Origin of the sequence: Nocardia neocaledoniensis (genome assembly GCF_029868625.1) — a bacterium.
GTDB classification, from domain to species: domain Bacteria; phylum Actinomycetota; class Actinomycetes; order Mycobacteriales; family Mycobacteriaceae; genus Nocardia; species Nocardia neocaledoniensis_A.
Genome location: NZ_JARWOJ010000027.1, coordinates 1 through 20,217 on the forward strand (window position 1 = coordinate 1; position 20,217 = coordinate 20,217).

The 20,217-nt window shown below is 71.2% G+C and carries 16 protein-coding genes; 10 read left to right on the forward strand and 6 right to left on the reverse strand.

Annotated elements, in window-relative coordinates; genetic code table 11:
- Positions 1–179 precede the first annotated feature (179 nt).
- On the reverse strand, positions 180–1,169 hold the full coding sequence (locus QH270_RS01135) for a heme o synthase (RefSeq protein WP_432420268.1): 990 nt from the start codon (positions 1,167–1,169) through the stop codon (positions 180–182).
- A 429-nt stretch (positions 1,170–1,598) separates the two neighbouring features.
- On the opposite strand from QH270_RS01135, the gene tkt reads away from it, so the two are divergent.
- From tkt to QH270_RS01165, 6 genes are all read left to right on the forward strand, one after another.
- On the forward strand, positions 1,599–3,740 hold the full coding sequence (gene tkt, locus QH270_RS01140; RefSeq protein WP_280338484.1) for a transketolase: 2,142 nt from the start codon (positions 1,599–1,601) through the stop codon (positions 3,738–3,740).
- Positions 3,741–3,745: 5 nt separating this feature from the next.
- Entirely contained in the window at positions 3,746–4,882 is a 1,137-nt protein-coding gene (gene tal / locus QH270_RS01145; RefSeq protein ID WP_280338485.1) for a transaldolase, read from the forward strand.
- A 4-nt stretch (positions 4,883–4,886) separates the two neighbouring features.
- A complete protein-coding gene (gene zwf, locus QH270_RS01150) occupies positions 4,887–6,461 on the forward strand; it encodes a glucose-6-phosphate dehydrogenase (RefSeq protein ID WP_280338486.1) in 1,575 nt (524 codons plus the stop codon).
- Positions 6,458–7,366, forward strand: a complete 909-nt coding sequence (opcA, locus tag QH270_RS01155) for a glucose-6-phosphate dehydrogenase assembly protein OpcA (protein WP_186817348.1) — start codon at positions 6,458–6,460, stop codon at positions 7,364–7,366. The genes zwf and opcA overlap by 4 nt, the downstream gene beginning before the upstream one ends.
- Positions 7,359–8,135, forward strand: coding sequence for a 6-phosphogluconolactonase (gene pgl, locus QH270_RS01160; protein WP_280338487.1), 777 nt, complete (start codon positions 7,359–7,361; stop codon positions 8,133–8,135). Before opcA ends, pgl begins: the two co-directional genes overlap by 8 nt.
- Positions 8,136–8,237: 102 nt before the next feature.
- A complete protein-coding gene (locus tag QH270_RS01165; RefSeq protein WP_280338488.1) occupies positions 8,238–8,978 on the forward strand; it encodes a hypothetical protein in 741 nt (246 codons plus the stop codon).
- A 162-nt stretch (positions 8,979–9,140) separates the two neighbouring features.
- Here QH270_RS01165 and QH270_RS01170 read toward each other — a convergent pair whose 3' ends face one another.
- Both QH270_RS01170 and QH270_RS01175 read right to left on the reverse strand, forming a co-directional pair.
- A complete protein-coding gene (locus tag QH270_RS01170; protein WP_280338489.1) occupies positions 9,141–10,856 on the reverse strand; it encodes an ABC transporter ATP-binding protein in 1,716 nt (571 codons plus the stop codon).
- The gene (locus QH270_RS01175; protein WP_280338490.1) at positions 10,853–12,628 is read right to left on the reverse strand and encodes an ABC transporter ATP-binding protein; all 1,776 of its coding nucleotides are present in this window, start codon (positions 12,626–12,628) and stop codon (positions 10,853–10,855) included. Before QH270_RS01175 ends, QH270_RS01170 begins: the two co-directional genes overlap by 4 nt.
- Before the next feature lie 106 nt (positions 12,629–12,734).
- Between QH270_RS01175 and QH270_RS01180 the strand changes: the two genes are divergently transcribed.
- Entirely contained in the window at positions 12,735–13,340 is a 606-nt protein-coding gene (locus QH270_RS01180) for a TetR/AcrR family transcriptional regulator (protein ID WP_280338491.1), read from the forward strand.
- 4 nt (positions 13,341–13,344) lie between these two features.
- On the opposite strand, the gene QH270_RS01185 is transcribed toward QH270_RS01180, so the two are convergent.
- A complete protein-coding gene (locus tag QH270_RS01185; RefSeq protein ID WP_280338492.1) occupies positions 13,345–14,298 on the reverse strand; it encodes an alpha/beta hydrolase in 954 nt (317 codons plus the stop codon).
- 38 nt (positions 14,299–14,336) lie between these two features.
- Between QH270_RS01185 and QH270_RS01190 the strand changes: the two genes are divergently transcribed.
- Both QH270_RS01190 and QH270_RS01195 read left to right on the forward strand, forming a co-directional pair.
- Positions 14,337–15,179 carry an AraC family transcriptional regulator gene (locus QH270_RS01190; RefSeq protein ID WP_280338493.1) on the forward strand — a complete coding sequence of 281 codons (843 nt, stop codon included), beginning with the start codon at positions 14,337–14,339 and terminating at the stop codon, positions 15,177–15,179.
- 31 nt (positions 15,180–15,210) lie between these two features.
- Complete coding sequence (locus QH270_RS01195) at positions 15,211–17,415, forward strand: thiamine pyrophosphate-dependent enzyme (protein ID WP_280338494.1); 2,205 nt, start codon at positions 15,211–15,213, stop codon at positions 17,413–17,415.
- A 2-nt stretch (positions 17,416–17,417) separates the two neighbouring features.
- On the opposite strand, the gene secG is transcribed toward QH270_RS01195, so the two are convergent.
- On the reverse strand, positions 17,418–17,651 hold the full coding sequence (gene secG / locus QH270_RS01200; protein ID WP_110036060.1) for a preprotein translocase subunit SecG: 234 nt from the start codon (positions 17,649–17,651) through the stop codon (positions 17,418–17,420).
- A gap of 34 nt (positions 17,652–17,685) precedes the next feature.
- Positions 17,686–19,272 carry an MFS transporter gene (locus QH270_RS01205; protein ID WP_432420269.1) on the reverse strand — a complete coding sequence of 529 codons (1,587 nt, stop codon included), beginning with the start codon at positions 19,270–19,272 and terminating at the stop codon, positions 17,686–17,688.
- Between the two features lie 103 nt (positions 19,273–19,375).
- On the opposite strand from QH270_RS01205, the gene QH270_RS01210 reads away from it, so the two are divergent.
- Positions 19,376–20,217 (forward strand): META domain-containing protein (locus QH270_RS01210; RefSeq protein ID WP_280338496.1); only part of this gene is annotated, 842 nt, incomplete at its 3' end.

The following is a 20,217-nucleotide window of genomic DNA, read 5'->3' on the forward strand; positions in this document are numbered from 1 at the left end:
GGCCGCGACTCAGACGGCGAGCACACCGGAGCGCGACTACCTGCTGTTACGCGCGGCCCGTGTGCGCACCCCATAACGCCCTCCGTACCCCCGCCCCCGCCCGCCCCCCGGGCCGCGCCCCCCGGCGCGGGCGGCGCCCCCCCCCCCCCCCCCCCCCCCCGGGTGCGGCCCGCGAGGTATCAGAGCCCGACGAGGCTGCCCAGGGTGGTCCAGCCGAGCACCGAGTCGACGGCCAGACCGCAGAACACCACGGCCAGATAGTTGTTCGACTGCAGGAACAGGCGCAGCGGCTTCACGGATTCACCGCGGCGCACGCCGGCGTAGAGCTGGTGGGCCATCAGCAGGAACCAGGCACCCGCGACTAGGGCGACGGCCGCGTAGATGACGCCGGCGGCGGGGACCAGGGCCAGCGTCGCGAGGACGGTCAGCCAGGTGTAGATCACGATCTGCTTGGTGACGGTCTGCTCGGTGGCGACCACCGGCAGCATCGGCACGCCCGCCGCGCGGTAGTCCTCCTTGTAGCGCATGGCCAGCGCCCAGGTGTGCGGCGGCGTCCAGAAGAAGATCACCAGGAACAGCACGATCGCGGGCCAGCCGATGGTGCCGGTGACGGCCGACCAGCCGACGAGGGCGGGCATGCAGCCGGCGGCGCCGCCCCACACCACGTTCTGCGAGGTCCGCCGCTTGAGTCCCTTGGTGTAGACGAAGACGTAGAACAGGATCGTCGCGACGACCAGCACACCGCTGAGCAGATTGGCCTGCCACCACAGCCAGCCGAACGAGATCGCCCCGAGCGCCACGCCGAAGACGAGCGCGTGCCTGGTCGGCACCGCGTCGCGGGCCAGCGGCCTGCGCGCGGTCCGCTTCATCACCTTGTCGATGTCGGCGTCGACGACACAGTTGAGCGTGTTGGCGCTGGCGGCGCCCATCCAGCCACCGAACAGGGTGACCAGGATCAGCCGGATGTCGACGGTGCCGCGATCGGCCAGCAGCATCGTCGGGATGGTGGCGACGAGCAGCAGCTCGATGACCCGCGGCTTGGTGAGCGCGATGTAGGCCAGCGGCTTGCGCAGGATCTTGGCGACGAGACCGTCACCGGTGAGCCGGTCGGCCAGCGCCGTCGAGGAATTGTGCGCACCGCTACTACCCGGCTGGGGATCGATCCGCACTGTTTCTCCTCGCACGCTGTGCTTCGCATCCGGCATTGGAACGAGCAGCGCGCGGCTGCGGCGCGGCCACTACTACAGACGATGGTAGACCCACGCCGGTGCCGCTCCGCGCCAGGGCCCCGCCACCGTGGGCCCCGTCACGGCGCCCTCTCGGCGCCGCACGGCGGTGAACCGGCGCCGACGCGCAGGTGAACGGCGACGTCGGCGAGCCATCACCCGACGCGCCGGGCGAGGGCACCGACACCGCGAACGGTGTCGCCGCTCCCCTCTAGACTCACAACCAGGGTTCGCGCCGGTCCCGTGGAGCTCCACCACTAGGGTAGGGGTGTACATCGGTACGCACCCAGGCCGCGTGCGGTCCGGACGACATCCACATCGCCGCTGCCATGTATCGCCGTCGACGAAACCTAGGTCAGGAGAACCACGGTCGTGTCAGTCACAGACGACATTCGCGCCCTCACTCAGCGGAACTACCCCAGCGACTGGACGGACCTCGACACCAAGGCCGTCGACACCGCCCGTGTCCTGGCCGCGGACGCGGTGCAGAAGGCGGGCAACGGGCACCCCGGCACCGCGATGAGCCTCGCGCCGGTCGCCTACACCCTCTTCCAGCGCACCATGCGCCACGATCCCGCGGAGCCGCGCTGGGTCGGCCGCGACCGGTTCGTGCTGTCCTGTGGACATTCCAGCCTCACCCTCTACGTCCAGCTCTACCTGGCCGGTTTCGGCCTGGAGCTCACCGATCTCGAGCAGCTGCGCCAGTGGGACTCGCTGACCCCGGGCCATCCCGAGTTCCGGCACACCGACGGCGTCGAGATCACCACCGGCCCGCTCGGCCAGGGCCTGGCCTCGGCGGTCGGCATGGCCATGGCGGCCCGCCGCGAGCGCGGTCTCTACGACCCGGAGGCCCCTGCGGGCACCAGCCCGTTCGACCACTTCATCTACACCATCGCCTCCGACGGCGACCTGCAGGAGGGCGTCACCGCCGAGGCCTCCTCGATCGCGGGCACCCAGCAGCTGGGCAACCTCGTGGTGATCTACGACGACAACGAGATCTCCATCGAGGACGACACCGACATCGCCTTCACCGAGGACGTCGCCAAGCGCTACGAGGCCTACGGCTGGCACGTGCAGATCGTCGAGGGCGGCGAGGACGTCGTGGCGATCGAGGCCGCGATCGAGGCCGCCAAGGCCGAGACCGCCAAGCCCTCGATCATCATCCTGCGCACCATCATCGGCTTCCCCGCGCCGAACAAGATGAACACCGGCGGCGTGCACGGCGCGGCGCTGGGCGCCGACGAGGTCGCCGCCGTCAAGCAGGCCCTCGGCTTCGACCCCGAGAAGTCCTTCGACGTCGACCCGGCCGTCATCGAGCACACCCGCAAGGCGCTGGCCCGCGGCGCCGAGGCGAAGGCCAAGTGGCAGTCGACCTTCGACGCGTGGGCCACCGCCAACCCGTCGAACAAGGCGCTGTTCGACCGCCTGCAGACCCGCTCGCTGCCGCAGGGCTGGACCGAGTCGCTGCCGACCTTCGAGGCCGACCCGAAGGGCATGGCCACCCGCAAGGCCTCCGGCAAGTTCCTTGCCGCCGTGGCCGACGAGCTGCCCGAGCTGTGGGGCGGTTCGGCCGACTTGGCCGAGTCCAACAACACCACGATGCCCAGCCAGCCGAGCTTCGGCCCCGAGTCCATCTCCACCGGCATGTGGAAGGCGCAGCCCTACGGCCGCACCCTGCACTTCGGCATCCGTGAGCACGCCATGGGCTCGATCCTCAACGGCATCGCCCTGCACGGCCCGACCCGCCCCTACGGCGGCACCTTCCTGGTGTTCTCCGACTACATGCGCCCGGCCGTTCGCCTGGCCGCGCTGATGCGGGTGCCCGCCATCTACGTCTGGACCCACGACTCCATCGGTCTCGGCGAGGACGGCCCGACCCACCAGCCGATCGAGCACCTGGCCGCGCTGCGCGCGATCCCCGGCCTCAATGTCGTGCGCCCCGGCGACGCGAACGAGACCGTGCACGCCTGGCGCACCGTCCTCGAGCGCGACTCCGACGAGCACACCTCGCACTTCTCGGTGCACGACGCGCCGCACCAGGACGGCCCGTCCGCGCTGGCGCTGACCCGGCAGGACGTCCCGACCCTGGAGGGCACCAGCTACGAGGGTGTCAAGAAGGGCGGCTACGTGCTGGCCGAGGCCTCCACCGGCACCCCGCAGGTGATCCTCATCGGCACCGGTTCCGAGCTCCAGCTCGCGGTGGCCGCGCGCACTACCCTGGAGGAGCAGGGCATCCCGACCCGCGTGGTCTCGATGCCGTGCGTGGAATGGTTCGACGCACAGGAGCAGGGCTATCGCGACGAGGTGCTGCCGCCGTCGGTGCGCGCCCGGGTCGTCGTCGAGGCCGGTATCGCGATGCCGTGGCACCGCTTCGTCGGTGACGCCGGTGAGGTCGTCGGTATCGAGCACTTCGGCGCCTCCGCCAACTTCAAGAAGCTGTACTCCGAGTTCGGTATCACCGCCGATGCCGTCGTCGCCGCCGCGCTGCGTTCGACCGACAAGGTGAAGGGGTAAAACCAATGGCACAGAACGAGAATCTCGCCGCGCTCTCGGCCGCGGGCGTCTCGGTGTGGCTCGATGATCTGTCCCGCGATCGGATCAAGTCCGGCAATCTCGCCGACCTGGTCGCGACGAGGGGCGTCGTCGGTGTCACCACGAACCCGAGCATCTTCCAGGCCGCGCTGAGCAAGGGCCACGACTACGACGGCCAGCTGAAAGAGCTCGCCGGGCAGGGCGCCGACGCCGACGCCGCGATCCGCACCATGACCACCGACGACGTGCGCGCCGCCTGCGACGTGCTCGCCCCGGTGTTCGAGGCCACCAACGGCGTCGACGGTCGGGTGTCGATCGAGGTCGACCCGCGCTTCGCGTTCGACGCCGACAAGACGGTCGCCCAGGCGATCGAGCTGTGGAAGATCGTCGACCGCAAGAACCTGTTCATCAAGATCCCGGCCACCGAGGCGGGCCTGCCCGCGATCACCGCGGTGATCGGCGAGGGCATCAGCGTCAACGTGACGCTGATCTTCTCGGTGCCGCGCTACCGCGCGGTGATGGGCGCCTACCTCGACGGTCTGCGCAACGCCAAGATCGGCGGCCACGACCTGGCCAAGATCCATTCGGTCGCGTCGTTCTTCGTCTCCCGGGTGGACACCGAGATCGATAAGCGTCTGGACGCGATCGGCACCCCGGAGGCGCTCGCGCTGCGCGGCAAGGCAGGCGTGGCCAACGCGCGCCTGGCCTACGCCGAGTACCAGGATGTGTTCGACGGTGGGGCGCACACCTCCACCTACAACCACCTGGCCGCCCAGGGCGCCAACCGGCAGCGGCCGCTGTGGGCCTCGACCGGGGTGAAGAACCCGGACTACCCGGACACGCTCTACGTCACCGAGCTGGTCGGCCCGAACACGGTCAACACCCTGCCGGAGAAGACCCTGCAGGCCTTCGCCGACCACGGCGAGGTCCGCGGCGACACCCTCAGCGGCCAGGCCGTCGAGGCCGCGCAGGTCTTCACCGACCTCGCGGCGGTCGGCATCGACCTCGACGACGTGTTCGCGCTGCTCGAGCGCGAGGGCGTCGACAAATTCGAGCAGGCGTGGAACGAGCTGCTCGAGGCCACCACCACCGAGCTGGGCAGCGCGGCGGCGGGGGGCAACTGACCCGATGGCCGGCGCAGCATCGACGGATCAGGCGGCGGGGCTGTGGCACAACCCGCTGCGCGACGAACGAGACAAACGGGTCCCCTTCATCGCGGGCCCGTGCTGCTTGGTGATCTTCGGTGTCACCGGAGATCTGTCCCGCAAGAAGCTGATGCCGGCCATCTACGACCTGGCGAACCAGGGGCTGTTGCCCCCTGGTTTCGCCCTGGTCGGTTTCGCCCGGCGCGACTACGCCGATGAGGACTTCGCCGCCGTCGTCCTCGACGCGGTGAAACAGCACGCCCGCACGCCCTTCCGCCAGGAGGTCTGGGACAACCTGGCCGAGGGGGTGCGGTTCGTGCAGGGCAGTTTCGACGACGACGTCGCCTTCGCGACCCTCGCCGACACGCTGCGCACGCTCGACCAGACCCGCGGCACCGGCGGTAATTACGCCTTCTACCTGTCGATTCCGCCGAACATGTTCCCCGTGGTGCTCGATCAGCTCTCCGAGCACCACCTCGCCCAGCCCACCGGCGTCGACGCCGACGGCTACCTGCCCTGGCGCCGGGTGGTGATCGAGAAGCCCTTCGGCCACGATCTGGCCAGCGCGAAGGAACTCAATGCCCTCGTGAACCGCGTGTTCCCGGAGGAGCAGGTGTTCCGCATCGATCACTACCTCGGCAAGGAGACGGTGCAGAACATCCTGGCGCTGCGCTTCGCCAACGAGCTGTTCGAGCCGATCTGGAACGCCAACTACGTCGACAGCGTGCAGATCACGATGGCCGAGGACATCGGCCTGGGTGGGCGCGCGGGGTATTACGACGGGATCGGCGCGGCGCGCGACGTCATCCAGAACCATCTGCTGCAGCTGCTGGCGCTGACGGCGATGGAGGAACCCACTTCCTTCGAGCCCCAGCAGCTGACCACCGAGAAGATCAAGGCGCTCTCGGCGACCAAGCTCGTCGAACCGCTGGACGAGACCACCGCGCGCGGCCAGTACACCGAGGGCTGGCAGGGCAGCGAGCACGTGGTCGGCCTGCACGAGGAGGAAGGGTTCGACCCGCAGTCGCGGACCGAGACCTTCGCCGCGATCACCGTGCACGTGGAGAACCGCCGCTGGGCGGGGGTGCCGTTCTATCTGCGCACCGGAAAACGCCTGGGCCGCAGGGTCACCGAGATCGCGGTGGTCTTCAAGCGGGCCCCGCACCTGCCCTTCGACCAGACCATGACCGAGGAGCTCGGTCAGAACGCGCTGGTCATCCGGGTGCAGCCGGACGAGGGCATCACCCTGCGCTTCGGTTCCAAGGTGCCCGGCTCGGGCATGGAAGTGCGCGACGTGAACATGGACTTCAGCTACGGCGAGGCGTTCACCGAGTCCTCCCCCGAGGCCTACGAACGGCTCATCCTGGACGTGCTGCTCGGGGTGCCGTCGCTGTTCCCGGTGAACGCCGAAGTCGAATTGTCCTGGCGCATCCTCGATCCCGTGCTCACGCACTGGGCCGCCGAGGGCAAGCCCGAACCCTACGAGGCCGGTACCTGGGGTCCCGCCTCGGCCGAGGAGATGCTCGCGCGCAGCGGGCGGGAATGGCGGCGCCCGTGATCGTCGACATGCCCGATACGAACACGGTCGAGGTCGGCAAGCGGATGGTGCAGCTGCGCGAGACCAACGGCGTCATCACCCAGGGCCGGGTGCTCACGCTGGTGGTGTGCACGCTGGACTCCTCGGAGGCCGAGGACGCGATCGACGCCGCCAACGACGCCAGCCGCGAGCATCCGTGCCGGGTGATCGTGCTGGCGCGCGGTGACCGCGACGCCGAGGCCCGCCTCGACGCGCAGATCCGGGTCGGCGGCGACGCGGGCGCGGCCGAGGTGATCGTGCTGCGGTTGCAGGGTCCGCTGGTGAACCACGAGAGCAGTGTCGTCACCCCGTTCCTGCTGCCCGACACCCCGGTGGTGGCGTGGTGGCCGCGGGGCGCGCCGGAGTTCCCGTCCCTGGATTCGGTGGGCAAGCTGGCCAAGCGTCGGATCACCGACGCCACCTTCGCGCCCGATCCGCAGGCCGCCATCAAGAAGCGCCGCCATTCCTACGCGGCCGGTGACACCGACCTGGCGTGGAGCCGCATCACCTACTGGCGGGCGCTGCTGGCCGCGGCGCTGGACGAACCACCGTTCGAGCCGGTCACCTCGGTGACGGTGTCCGGGCTGGCCAGCGAACCGGCCCTGGACACCCTGGCCGGCTGGCTGGCCTCGCGCCTGGACTGTCCCGTCCGTCGCCGGACGGGTGAGCTGCGGGTGGAAGTGCACCGCGGCACGGATTCGATCGCGATCAGCAGACCGCAATTGGGCAGAACCGCCACGCTGACCCGCACCGGTGAACCCGACCAGCGAATCGCGCTGGCGCGCCGGGAAACTCGCGATTGCCTCGCCGAGGAACTGCGCCGGCTCGACGCCGACGAGATCTACGCCGAGGCGCTCGCCGGAATCGAGAAGGTGACCTATGAGTGACCATATCGACGAGCTCGGCGCCGAATTCCCCGCCGATACGATCGAGGTCCACGACGACGCCGACCTGCTCGCGGACGCCGCGGCCGAACGCTTCGTCGACGTGATCGTCGCGGCCCAGGCCGAACGCGGCACCGCCTCGGTGGCGCTGACCGGCGGCAGCGACGGCATCCGGCTGCTCGAACGCGTCCGGGCGAATCCGGGCGCCATCGACTGGTCGACGCTGTACGTGTACTGGGGCGACGAGCGTTTCGTTCCCGACGGCGACCCGGACCGCAACGAGCTGCAGGCCAGGCAGGCGCTGCTGGATCACGTGCCGCTCGATCCGGCACACGTTTTCCCGATCGCCGCCTCCGACGGCACCTACGGCTCGCCGGAGGCCGCCGCCGCCGCCTACGCCCAGCTCGTGCACACCGAACTCGACGAGCGTGGCGAATTCGACCTGACCGTCCTCGGGATGGGGCCGGAGGGGCACATGAACTCGCTGTTCCCGCACTCCCCCGCGGTGCGCGAGCAGACGGATTATGTGGTGGCCGTGCACGATTGCCCGAAGCCGCCGCCGACCCGGGTGAGCCTGACCCTGCCCGCGGTCCATCGTTCCCGGCACGTCATGTTGGTGGTGAGCGGCGAGGGCAAGGCGGCCGCCGTGGCCGCCGCGGTCAACGGGGCCTCCCCCGACGACGTGCCCGCGGCGGGCGCGGTCGGCATCGAATCGACGACCTGGGTCGTCGACGAGGCCGCCGCCTCCGACCTCCTGCTCGACGAGGAGTAGACCGACGCCGCGCGGAAACCGTCACCGGGTCCCGCGCGGTACGGACACCCGGCCGATCGATATCGTCGAGGGCATTCGACCGGCCGAAGGGTGACCACAGTGATGAGCCAGACCGAGACGGTGACGATTCCGGAGCACATCCACGGCTATCCGCAGGTGGCCTTCGGCGGCTATGTGGCGGGCATGCTGGCTCGCCGATCCGGCGCCGACACGGTGCGCGTCGATTTCCGGAGCGCGGTGCCGATCGGCACGCCGATCGACGTGTCCGCCGCCGAGCCGGGGCAGGTGTCTTTGGCCGACGCGGACGGCACCCTGCTGGCCCGGTCCGCGCCCGCCGCCGCGCCGCTCGCGGTGGCGCCGCTGCCCTCGTGGTCGGATGCGAAGCGGGCGACCGAATCCGCGCTGGCCAGTCCGAAACGACCGGTCACCGACTGTTTCGGGTGCGGCGTCGCGTGCGCGCCCGGCCACGGCCTGCGCCTGTTCCCCTGGCCCGTGCCGGACAGTTCGGTCATCGCCGCCGCGTGGACCCCCGACCACGGACTCGCCGATGCCGACGGCGTGCTGCCGCCGGAGATCGTCTGGTCCGCGCTGGACTGCCCCGGTGGCATCGCCGCCTGGGTGTTCCAGGACATGGCCCGCGGCGCGGTGACCGCCGCCCTCACCGCCACCACCTACCAGCCGGTCCTGGCCGGTGCCGAATACCTCTCGCACGCTTGGGCCGTCCGCAGCGAGGGCCGCAAGTTCACGGTGGGCGTCGCCCTGTCGACCCGCGACGGTGATCTCTGCGCGGCCGCCGAGGCCCTGTGGGTGGTGCCACGGGAGATCGCGGCACAAGCCGGGTAGGGCAGACGGGCCGGACGCCGGGCACGTGCCGCTCGCCGCGAACCCACGGTGGCCCTTGCCCTTTCGACCGACGACCGAGCAGGGCGTCGCGGTCCGCCGAGGCACCGCGCGCCGCCGCACAGCCACCGGGACGACCCCTCCCCCGGCGGCTGCGTGGGCGTGTCAGGCGCCGGACACCGGTGCGGTGGCGAGGTTCCAGAACTCGGCGTACCTGCCGTCCATCGCGAGCAGTTCGTCGTGAGTGCCCTGTTCCACGATCCGTCCCCCGTCCAGGAACACCACGTGATCGGCGGTGCGGACGGTGTTCAGCCGGTGCGCCACCATCACGACGGTGCGACCGCGCATCAACCGCTCGATGCCCGCGTGCACGGCCGCCTCGTTGACCGGGTCGAGGGCCGAGGTGATCTCGTCCAGCAGCACGACCGGGGCGTCCTTCAGCAACGCGCGCGCGATCGAAACCCGTTGACGCTCACCGCCGGAGAGCAGCGCGCCGCCCTCACCGACCGCGGCCGACCAGCCGCCGGGCAGTCGCTCGATGACCTCGTCCAGCTGGGCCGCGCTCGCCGCGGCCCGCACCTCGGCGGTGCTCGCGTCGGGGCGGCCGAGGCGGATGTTGTCCTCGAGCGTGCCGTCGAACAGGTAGACGTCCTGGAAGACGATCGCCACCCGCGCCATCAGGGTGGCGGTCTCGATGTCGCGGACGTCGACACCGCCGAACCGCACCGCGCCCGCGTGCACGTCGTGGAACCGGGCGAGCAGGTGGAGCAGCGTGCTCTTGCCCGCACCCGACGGGCCGACGATCGCGTACCGCGCGCCCTGCGGCACGGTGAGCGTGAGTCCGTCCAGCACCGTGCGGTTCTCGTGCCGGAAGGTGACGGCGTCGAAGGCCAGATCGTGCCGGTCCGGGCGGATCGGGTCGGCGGGTTCGGGCAGCGGTGCGGTGCGCAGCAGGGCGTCGAGGCGGTCCAGCTGGGACCGGGCGCTGCGCAGCTTGCCGCCGAGGTCGGCCAGTGACAGCAGCGGTTCGGCGCAGCGCGCCGCGAGGACCAGCATCGCCAGCACCTCGGCCACGCCGATGCGGCCACCGAGCGCGAGGTACACGCCGAGAGCGAGCAGGACCGTGAAGGTCGCCTGGACGGCGAGTGTGAGCCCGACCATGCCGGGCAGCGCCGACCGCACCGATCGGTGGGTCGACCGCTGGATGCCACGCAGCGCGTCGTCGAGCAGGTCGAAGCGCTCGGCGGCGCGGCCACCCGCCCGCAGCACGGGTTGGGCCTGCAGGTATTCGATGACGCGGCCGGCCGCCTGCTGATCGCGGTCGTGGCGTTCGGCGTCGGCGGCGGCCATCGCCCGCCCGGACCAGGCCTGGATCGCCGCGACGAGCGGGACGGCGAGCAGCGCGGCCAGGCCGAGCCGCCAGTCGTAGATGCCCATGACGACCACGATGGTCAGCGGGGTCAGGGTGGCGGTGACGAACGGCGCCAGCAGATGCGCGATCACTCCCATGGCCTCGAGCACCCCGCGGCTGGCGAGCGCGGACACCTCACCGACGCGCTCCGGCCCGTACCAGCCGATCGGCAGCCGTGCCAGATGGTCGCCGAGCCGGTGATAGGTCCCGCGCAGCAGCGTCGTCCCGGCCCGGAATCCGGCCAGGTCGGCGAGGTAGCGCAGGGCCGCGTAGAGCGCGACGCCGGCGCCGAAGGCGAGCAACCAGGGTTGGGCGCGCGCGGGCTCCTCGCCGAACAGTTCCCGGAGCACCGGGACCAACAGGAGATAGGACAGTCCTTCCACCACCGCGGCGACGCTCATCAGCACGACGGTTCGGCGGACCGGACCGGCGTACTGGTGGCCGAGCACGCGGAGCAACGTGCGGATCATGACAACTCGCTTCCTCGATGGGTCTGCCAGAACTCGGCGAACGGACCACCCGCGGCCGACAGCCGCGCGGGAGCTCCGCGCTCGACGATCACGCCACCGTCGAGCAGGACGACGGTGTCGGCCTCGGCGATGGTCTCGTGCCGGTGGGCGATGATCAGCACGGTGCGATCACCCCGCCCGCTCGCCACGGCGCGCCGCAGCGCCTGTTCGGTGCGCGGGTCGGCGAAGGCGGTGGCCTCGTCGAGCACCAGGACGGGGGTGTCGGCGAGCAGGGCGCGGGCGAGCGCGAGGCGTTGGGCCTCACCGCCGGACAGCCCGGCCTGTTCGCCGAGCACCGTGTCGTAGCCGTGCGGCAGCTCCAGGATCCGGTCGTGGATCTCCGCCAGCCGCGCCGCCTCGATCACCCGCGCGCGGTCGGCGTGCGGGACCGCGAGCGCGATGTTGTCGGCCACGCCGGCCCGCAGCAGGCGCACGTCCTGGAACACGAACGAAACCTCTCGGTAGAGCCGCTGGCCGCCGATCTCCCGCAGGTCGACGCCACCGAGGGTCACGGCGCCGGCGGTGGGGTCGAAGAATCGCAGCAGGAGTTGGGCGAGAGTGGATTTCCCGCTGCCGGAGGGCCCGACCAGCGCGGTCACGGTGCCGGGCTCGAGCACCAGGTCGATGCCGCGCAGCACCTCGTGGTCGGAGTCGTAGCCGAAGCGCACGTCGCGCAGTTCCACCCGGTGCCCGCGCGGCGGAACCGGGCGGGCGGGTTCGGGCAGTGGCTCGACGGCGAGCACGTCACGGATCCGCCCGACCGCGCGCCCGGCCGCCTGCAGGTCGTCGAAGCCGTGCCCGAGCGCCGCGACCGGGGCGGTGAGGCCGAGGCCGAGCAGCAGGAACGGCAGTAGATCGGCGGGCGCCAGTCCACCACGGGTGATCAGGTAGGTGCCGCCGGCCAGCACGACCAGCAGCACGAACGGCGGCGAGAGCGCGAGCTGCATGCCGGCGGCGATCGGCGCGAGACCGCGCACCCAGCGCAGGAAGGTGTCGGCGAATTCGTCCGCGGCCGTGCGGAATCGGCGATGGGCGCGATCACCGCCGCCGAAGGCCTTGACCACGGCGATGCCCTGCACGAACTCCACCACCGAGTCGGCGATCCGGCCCATCGCGGCATCGAATTCACGCTGTTCGCGTTCCCTGGCGGGCAGCATCAGCAGGGGCACGTGCGCCACCGCGACCACCACGGGGATCAGCGTGATCAGCGTGAGTCGCCAGTCCACGGTGAGCAGGTAGATCAGCGAGACCAGCGGCACCACGAACGCCGAGACCAGCTCGCCGGGCGCGTGCGCGAAGAACGGGTGCACCGCGCTCACGTCGTCGCCGACCACCTTGGCCAGCTCGCCGGTCCGGCGCCGGGAGAACCAGCCGATCGGCACCCGTCCCAGATGCGCGGCCAACCGGCGCCGGAACGACAACTGCACGCGGCTGTCGAGCGCATGGCCGAGACCGGAGGAGGCAGCGGTGAACACGAGCCGCACGAGCAGCCCGAGCGCGCCGACCGCGACGGCCGCCCACACGCGGTCCGCGTCGACCGGCCCGGCGGACAGCAGCAACCGGCCCACCTCGACCACCGCGAGCAGCGGCGCCAACCCCGCGACAGCGCCGATGACCTGCAGGATCACCACGGCCGCGAAACCCGGGACATGGGGGCGCACGAGTGTCGCGAGTCCCCCCGTGTCCGGCGGCGCGGGCAGCACCGCCGGTTCGGCACGTTCGATTGTCGTCATCGCACACCCCAGTTTCAGAAAGTCACTGTCTGTAGAGAGCGACTCTACGGTTCTCGTTTAAGACAGTCAATGTCTGGAGAGAGTCACTTCCTGATAACCTGCTGGCATGACCGGACTTCGCGAACGGTGGCGGCTCAAGGCCATGCACACCGTCCAGGAACGCGCCCTCGACCTGTTCGACGAAAAGGGCTTCGCCGCGGTGACCATCGACGAGATCGCGGCCGCCGCCGAGGTCTCGCCCTCGACCGTCTACCGGCTCTTCGGCACCAAGGAGGGCATCATCGTCGCCGACGAGTTCGACAACCTGAGCGACGCCGACCTCGAACGCGTCGTCGACCCGCGCGATCCCGTCGGCAGCCTGCTCGCGTCGGTGCGCGAGTACGAATCCGCGCCCGCCACCTCGGCCTCGGGCGCCACCGACCCGAGCCCGTGGCGGCGCAGCCTGCGCTACCACTTCACCGAACCCTCGGTGCGCCGCGCCGCCTACGCCTCGGCGGACCGGACGAGTCAGCGGCTCACCCCGGTCCTCGCCACGACCGGCCGATTCACCCAGGCACAGGCCAGGGTGGCCACCAACGCGCTGATCTTCGGCTATCTGGCCGCCCTCGAGCAGTGGTTTCTCGACGGGGAGGACCGCTCCGTCGCCGAGTATGTCGAGGACGGCCTGCGCCCGCTCCGCGCCCTCTGGCCGGCCGATGACGCCGCGAACTGACCGCTCAGCGCGGGACCCTGGCCCGCCCCGCCAGGTGGTCGACGAGGTGGGCGAGGATCGCCGCGCGCGCCGGCCGCGCCGCGGGCACCAGTCCCGGCATGCTCAGGAACGCGTGGGTCGCCTCGGCGTAGCGGGTCGACGTCACCTCGACCTTCGCCTCCCGCAGGCGGGCGGCGTAGGCCGGCGACTGGTCCTCGAGGGTGTCGAGGCCGGCCGAGACGATCAGCGCGGGCGCGCCCCCGGCGAGGTCCGGGTGGTACAGCGGCGAGATGCCGACGGGGTCGAACGACGGTGGCAGCGCGAGCCGCTGCACGGCACGGCAATTGGCGGGTGTCGCGGTCGGGGCGTCGGCGTTCTCGGCGAACGACGGATACCCGAACACCGCGTCGGTCCAGTCCAGCTGCGGGTTGATCAGGATCTGCGTCCGGACCGCCCTGCCCTGCGCCACCGCGTGGATCGCGGTGAGTGCCGCGAGGGTGGCGCCCGCGCTCGACCCGAGCAGCGCGACCCGGTGCGGATCGATGCCCCATTGTTCGGGCCGGTCGACGAGGTGGACGAACGCGTCGTAGGCGTCGTGCATCGGCGCGGGCACCGGATGTTCGGGTGCCAGCCGGTAGTCCACCGAGACGACCACGGCGCCGCAGCGCGTGGCCAGATGACTGAGCAGCCAGTCGTCCTGGGCCGGGGTACCGACGATGAGTCCGCCGCCGTGGAACGCGACGATCAACGGCGCCGCGGGCTCGTCGCGCCGCGGCCGGTAGACGCGCACGTCGACCGTCCGCCCCGGCAGCTCCAGGGATCGGGTGGAGATCAGCGCGCCCCGATCGGCTCTGCCGCGCACCAGGGCGCCGAGGGGCGACCGCAGCACCTTCGCTTGTGCCGCACGCAGTTCGGCGACGCCGGCCGGGGTGACCGTGTCCCAGTCGGGTTCGGGTCGGAGTGCGGCCAGTATCCGCATTCGCCGGGGAATTCTGCCTCGCATGACGGGTCCTCCTGATGGATCGGGATACCGCAACGGTGGCAGGTGGGTGCGGGGGCACGCTTTCGGAAACGTGCGGTTCGCCGCTGGTCTGGATTCGGCCCGGGCACGCCGGCTATCTCGGTCTCGAGCTCGGCGTCGACCCGCATTCGACGTCGGTGGCGGTGCTGAGTGTCGGCCTGAACGGGCCGTTCGTCCTGGAGACCGCCACGCACGGGGAGATCCTGGCCCGCAGCGCGCTCGCCCCGGCGCGTGCGGTGCACCGGGTGAACTCACGCGACGATCCGATCCTGCTGCTGTTCGTCGACATCGCCGAATCCTCCGCGGGCGCGATCGCCGCCGAGATGACCAGCACCGTGGGACCTTTCGGCCTCGGGCACCGTCGCGAACGCGAGTTGATCGAGCTGTGCACCGGCCCCGACGTCGACCCGGATCGGCTCTTCGGCTTGCTCGCCGGGGGCCGGGCGCGGCCGATCGATCCGCGGATCGCCGCGGTGGCGGCGGCCATCCGGCGACACCCGCACCACCCGTTCCGGGCCGAGGCGGTCGCCGCGCGGCTGGATCTGTCCACCTCGCACTTCCTTCGCCTGTTCGCCCAGCAATGCGGGACCACCTTCCGCCGGTATCAGCAGTGGGCCAGGATGATCCACGCGCTGCGCGGCATCGCCGACGGGCACGACTTCACCCGCTGCGCCGTCGACGCCGGGTTCGCCACACCATCCCATTTCAGCGAGACGGTTCGCCGGATGTTCGGCGCCCCGCTGAGCCGGCTGCTGCGGCACGACGTCCGTTTCGATCTCGGCCCACCCGCCGGATCACCCCGGCCCGCACCCCTCGAGCGCCTAGCATCGGGATGCTGAACGAATCGACGGCGGGCGAGGAGTGGGTGCGATGGTGCGGAGTTCGCTCGACATGGACGCGGCGTTCCGGACCGCGCTGACCGGGCTCGCGGTCTACGCCCGCTCCGACGCGGCCCCCACGCTCGCCGCCGCCGAGGCGCTCGACCTGTTCGAATCCCAGGCCACCAGCAGGCATCTCGATCTCGCGGCGCGGCGGCTCGGCGCGGCCGGGCGGGGGTACTACAGCATCGGCTCGGCCGGGCACGAGGGCAACGCCGCGGTGGCGGCCGCGCTGCGCGTCGACGATCCCGCGCTGCTGCACTATCGATCCGGGGCCTTCTTCGTGCAGCGTTGCCGGCGGATTCCCGGGCTCGATCCCGTCCGCGACGTCCTGCTGGGGGTGGTCGCGGCGGCGGCCGATCCGATTTCCGGCGGCAGGCACAAGGTGTTCGGCAGCAAGGCCGCCGCGATCATTCCGCAGACCTCGACCATCGCGTCGCAGCTGCCGCGTGCGGTCGGCCTGGCGTTCGCGCTGGATCGCGCGGCGCGCCAGGGGGTTCGGTGCCCCTGGCCCGCCGACGCGGTGGTGGTGTGCAGTTTCGGCGACGCCTCGGCCAATCACTCCACCGCGACAGGCGCGATCAACGCGGCGGTGCACGCGGCAGCGCAGGGCGTGCCGATGCCGATCGTGTTCGTCTGCGAGGACAACGGTCTCGGGATCAGCGTGCCCACTCCCCCGGACTGGATCGAGAGCGCCTACGGCCCCCGGCCCGGCCTGACCTATCTGGCCGCCGACGGCTGCGACCTGCCCGAGGCGCTCGGCGCCGCCGAGGACGCGGTCCAGCTGGCCCGCACGTGGCGGACCCCGGTGTTCCTGCACCTGCGCACGGTGCGCCTCGGCGGGCACGCGGGCTCCGATGTCGAAGCGGCCTATCGCGGTCCGGCGGAGCTCGCCGCCGATCTGGCCCGCGATCCCCTGCTCGGAACCGCCCGCTACCTGCACAGCACCGGCCTGGCCGAGGCGCCGGCGCTGCTCGAACGCTACGACCGCATCGGTGCCCAGGTGCGCGCGACGGCCGAGGAGGTCGTGCGCGAGGCGCGCCTGGACTCCGCGGCGGCGGTCATGGCCCCGCTCGCCCCCGCCCGACCGGACGCGGTGTGCGCGGACGCGCAGCGGGCACACACCGAGGTGACCCCGCCGTCCGGACAGCACATGGGATCAGCCACCGGGGCCGCGGCGCCCCTGCCTCCGATGACCCTCGCGCAGGCGATCAACCACACTCTCGGTGAAATGCTGGCCAGGGACCGCGATGTCCTGGTCTTCGGCGAAGACGTCGGCCGTAAAGGCGGGGTGTACGGCGTGACGAAAGGACTGCGCAAACGGTTCGGCGCGCGCCGGGTGTTCGACACACTGCTCGACGAACAGGCCGTGCTCGGTACCGCGCTCGGTGCCGGGCTCGCCGGCTTCGTGCCGATCCCGGAGATCCAGTACCTGGCCTATGTGCACAACGCCGCCGACCAGATCCGTGGCGAGGCCGCGACATTGTCGTTCTTCTCGAACGGGCAGTACCGCAATCCGATGGTGGTGCGCATCGCCGGACTCGCCTACCAGAAGGGCTTCGGCGGCCATTTCCACAATGACGATTCACTGGCGGCGCTGCGTGACATCCCCGGTGTCGTGCTGGCGGTGCCCGCGCGCGCCGACGACGCCGCGGCCATGCTGCGCACCTGTGTCTCGGCGGCCAGGGTGGACGGGCGGGTGTGCCTGTTCGTCGAACCGATCGCGTTGTACCACACCAGAGATCTGCATCCCGGTGACGAATCCTGGCTCGCCGCACCGTCTTCCGAGCATGTGCCGATCGGCAGTGCGCGGGTCTACGGTGACGGCGCCGATCTCACCATCGTCACCTTCGGCAACGGCGTGCCGATGTCGCTACGCACAGCGGAGCGCTTGGCCACACACGGCGTGCGCGCCAGGGTGCTCGATCTGCGCTGGCTCAACCCGCTGCCGATCGAGGATCTGCTCCGGCACGCCGAAGCCACCGGCCGTGTACTCGTCGCCGACGAGACCCGACGCGGCGGCGGCGTCTCCGAATCGGTGTACGCGGCGCTGCTCGACGGCGGGTATCGGGGTGCGCTCGCGCGCGTCACCAGCGCGGACAGTTTCGTGCCCCTCGGACCGGCCGCGGACACCGTCCTGCTCGGCGAATCCGAGATCGAGTCGGCGGCGCTGCGGATGACGACGCCGACGCGCTGAACTCAGGCGAACTTGATCTCCAGGCCGATGCCGAGGATCGAGATCAGCCAGACGAGGCCGACGAAGATGGTGACCCGGTCGAGGTTCTTCTCGACCACGGTGGAGCCGGACAGGCTCGACTGCACGCCGCCACCGAACAGGCTGGACAAGCCGCCACCCTTGGCGCGGTGCAGCAGCACCAGCAGCACCAACAGCACGCTGGTGATCACAAGGAGGATATCGAGGAACAGCGACATGGCGACCATCCTATGGGGTCGACGCCCGATGGGTCTAACCAGGCTCGACCGCGACCAGGTGGGACACCGTCTCGGCCCCCGCCGACCAGTGCGCGACGGTCTGTTCGATCTCCCGGTCGCGCGCGGTCAACCGCACCTGGTGCTGGTGCATGTGTTCGGCCCAGGACCGCACCACGAACGCCTCGACGAACCGGTCGACGATGCCGACATCACGGTAGAGCCGCCATTCCATCGCGCCCGTGCGCTGCCTGGACCGCCCGACCAGGGCCATCGCCTCGGTGAAGGCGGCGACGTCGGCGGGCGGCACATCGTAGCCACGCATCACCAGCACCGGCCCGTCCATCGGATCGGGTTCGACCACGAGCTGCGGTTCGGGCCAGAACGCGGCCGGGGACAGGTCGATGTCCTCCACGTTGTGCCGGATCGGCAACCACACTGTGCTCACCGCACAGCAGGCCAGCAGCGCCGCCGCGATCAGCAGTGCCGCCACCGCGCCGTACGCGCCGGCGACCAGGCCCCACAGCAGCGAGCCGATGGCCTGCCCGCCCATGAACACCAGCATGTACACCGACAGACCCCGCGCCCGCACCCACGCGGGGAGCAGCAACTGCATGGTCGAGTTCAAGGTCGACATCGCGAGCAGCCAGGCCAGTCCCGCGCCGACCAGCAGCACCAGCACGATCGGCACACTCGGCACCAGCGCCGTCGCCACCGCGCCGAGCCCGAACAGCACCGCGGCCAGTGCCAGGCGCTGCGTCGGGGTGAACAACACCCGCAACCGTGCCAGGCCGAGCGCGCCGCACACCGCGCCCAGCCCGAGCGCGCCGAGCAGCAGGCCGTAGCCGTCGGAGGCCAGCCCGAGCCGGTCGTGCGCGATCACCGGCAGCAGCGACCACACCGCGCTCGCGGGCGCGATGAACAGGATCGCGCGGAACAGCACCCGCCGGATCGCGGGCGCGGCCCGGATGAACCTGGTGCCCGCCTGGAGCGCCGCGAGCGGGCGCTCGGAGGGCAGCGTGCGCGGCCGGGTCGGCCACTTCGACACCACCAGTACCGCGACGATGCCGACGAAGGACAGCGTGTTGAAGCCGAACACGACGGTCGGGCCGGCGATCGAGACGATCACGCCCGCCACCGCGGGCCCGACCGCCCTGCCGATGTTGACGCTCATGCTGCCCAGCGCCGCGGCCGAGGTGATCTGGTCGCGGGGCACCAGTTCCGGCTGGATCGCCTGCCACGCGGGCGCCGTGAGCGCCTGACCGCAGCCGAGCAGGAACAGCAGGGTCAGCAGGACGGCGGGGGTCGTGTGCCCGGTGGCGGTGAACACGGTGAGGGTCAGCGAGGCCAGTGCCATGCCGGACTGCGCGCCGAGGAGCAATCGCCGCCGGTCGACCAGGTCGGCCAGCACCCCGGACGGGATCGACAGCAACATGACGGGCAAGGCCAGCGCGGTCTGCACGAACGACACCAGCGCCGCCGCGTTCGGCGCGTCGACCAGGATCCACTGGGCGCCGACCGTCTGCATCCACGTGCCCAGATTCGACACCAGCTGCGCGATCCACAGCGCCCGGAACACCGGCGACCGCAACGGCGCCCACGTCGACACCGGTCCCGCCGCCACGCTCGTCACCCGCCGAGCATATCCCCGGCGACCGGTCCCGGCCGCCGCGCACGACTGGTCGCGGCGCGATCGGACGCGAGTCGCCCGCACTACGATGGGCCCTATGTCGGCAACCCTGCTCCGCCTCGCCGCGCTCTGTGTCCTCGCCACCGCCGCGGCCACGGCCTGCTCCTCCGATTCCGGAAAGGCCCCGGAGGACAACGCGACTCCGATGGGCCACACCTACATCTCCACCGAGGTGGTCGGCGGCGCGATCCCCGGCGGCGGCCCGCTGACGCTCACCTTCGCCGACGGCCGTATCTCGGCCAACTCCGGCTGCAACACCAGCAGCGGCACCGTCGACCTGAACGACCATGTCCTGCACCCGACCTCCCCGCTGGCGGGCACCCTGATGGCCTGCCCCGGCGATCGCGGCAACGCCGACGCCTGGCAGACCGCGTTCCTCGAATCCGATCCCACCTGGCGGCTCGACGGCGACACCCTCACCCTCACCGGCGAAACGGTCACCGTCCATCTCACCGACAAGAAGATCGTCACCCCCGACAAGCCGCTGCTCGGCACCACCTGGATCGTCACTACCCTGATCACCCCGCAGGGGCAGGTCCGCTCCACCACCCTCGACGAGGTGCGCCCGAATCTCACCATCGGCGAGGGCGGCACCGTCAACGGCCTGGCGGGCTGCAACCGGATGTCGGGCACGGCGGGCGTCGGCCCCGGCGACGCCGTGGCCTTCGCGGTCGGCACCACCAAGATGATGTGCGGCCCGGAGGTGATGGAGGTGGAGAACGACGTGCTGCGCGCCCTCGACGGCAAGACCACGGCCACCGTCGACGCCGACACCCTCACCATCCGCAACGAGAACGGCTACGGCCTGGTCCTGCACGCGCAGCGCCTGCACGATGTTCATGTTCGCCTCGGCCTCGATCACGGCCAGATCCCAGCTGC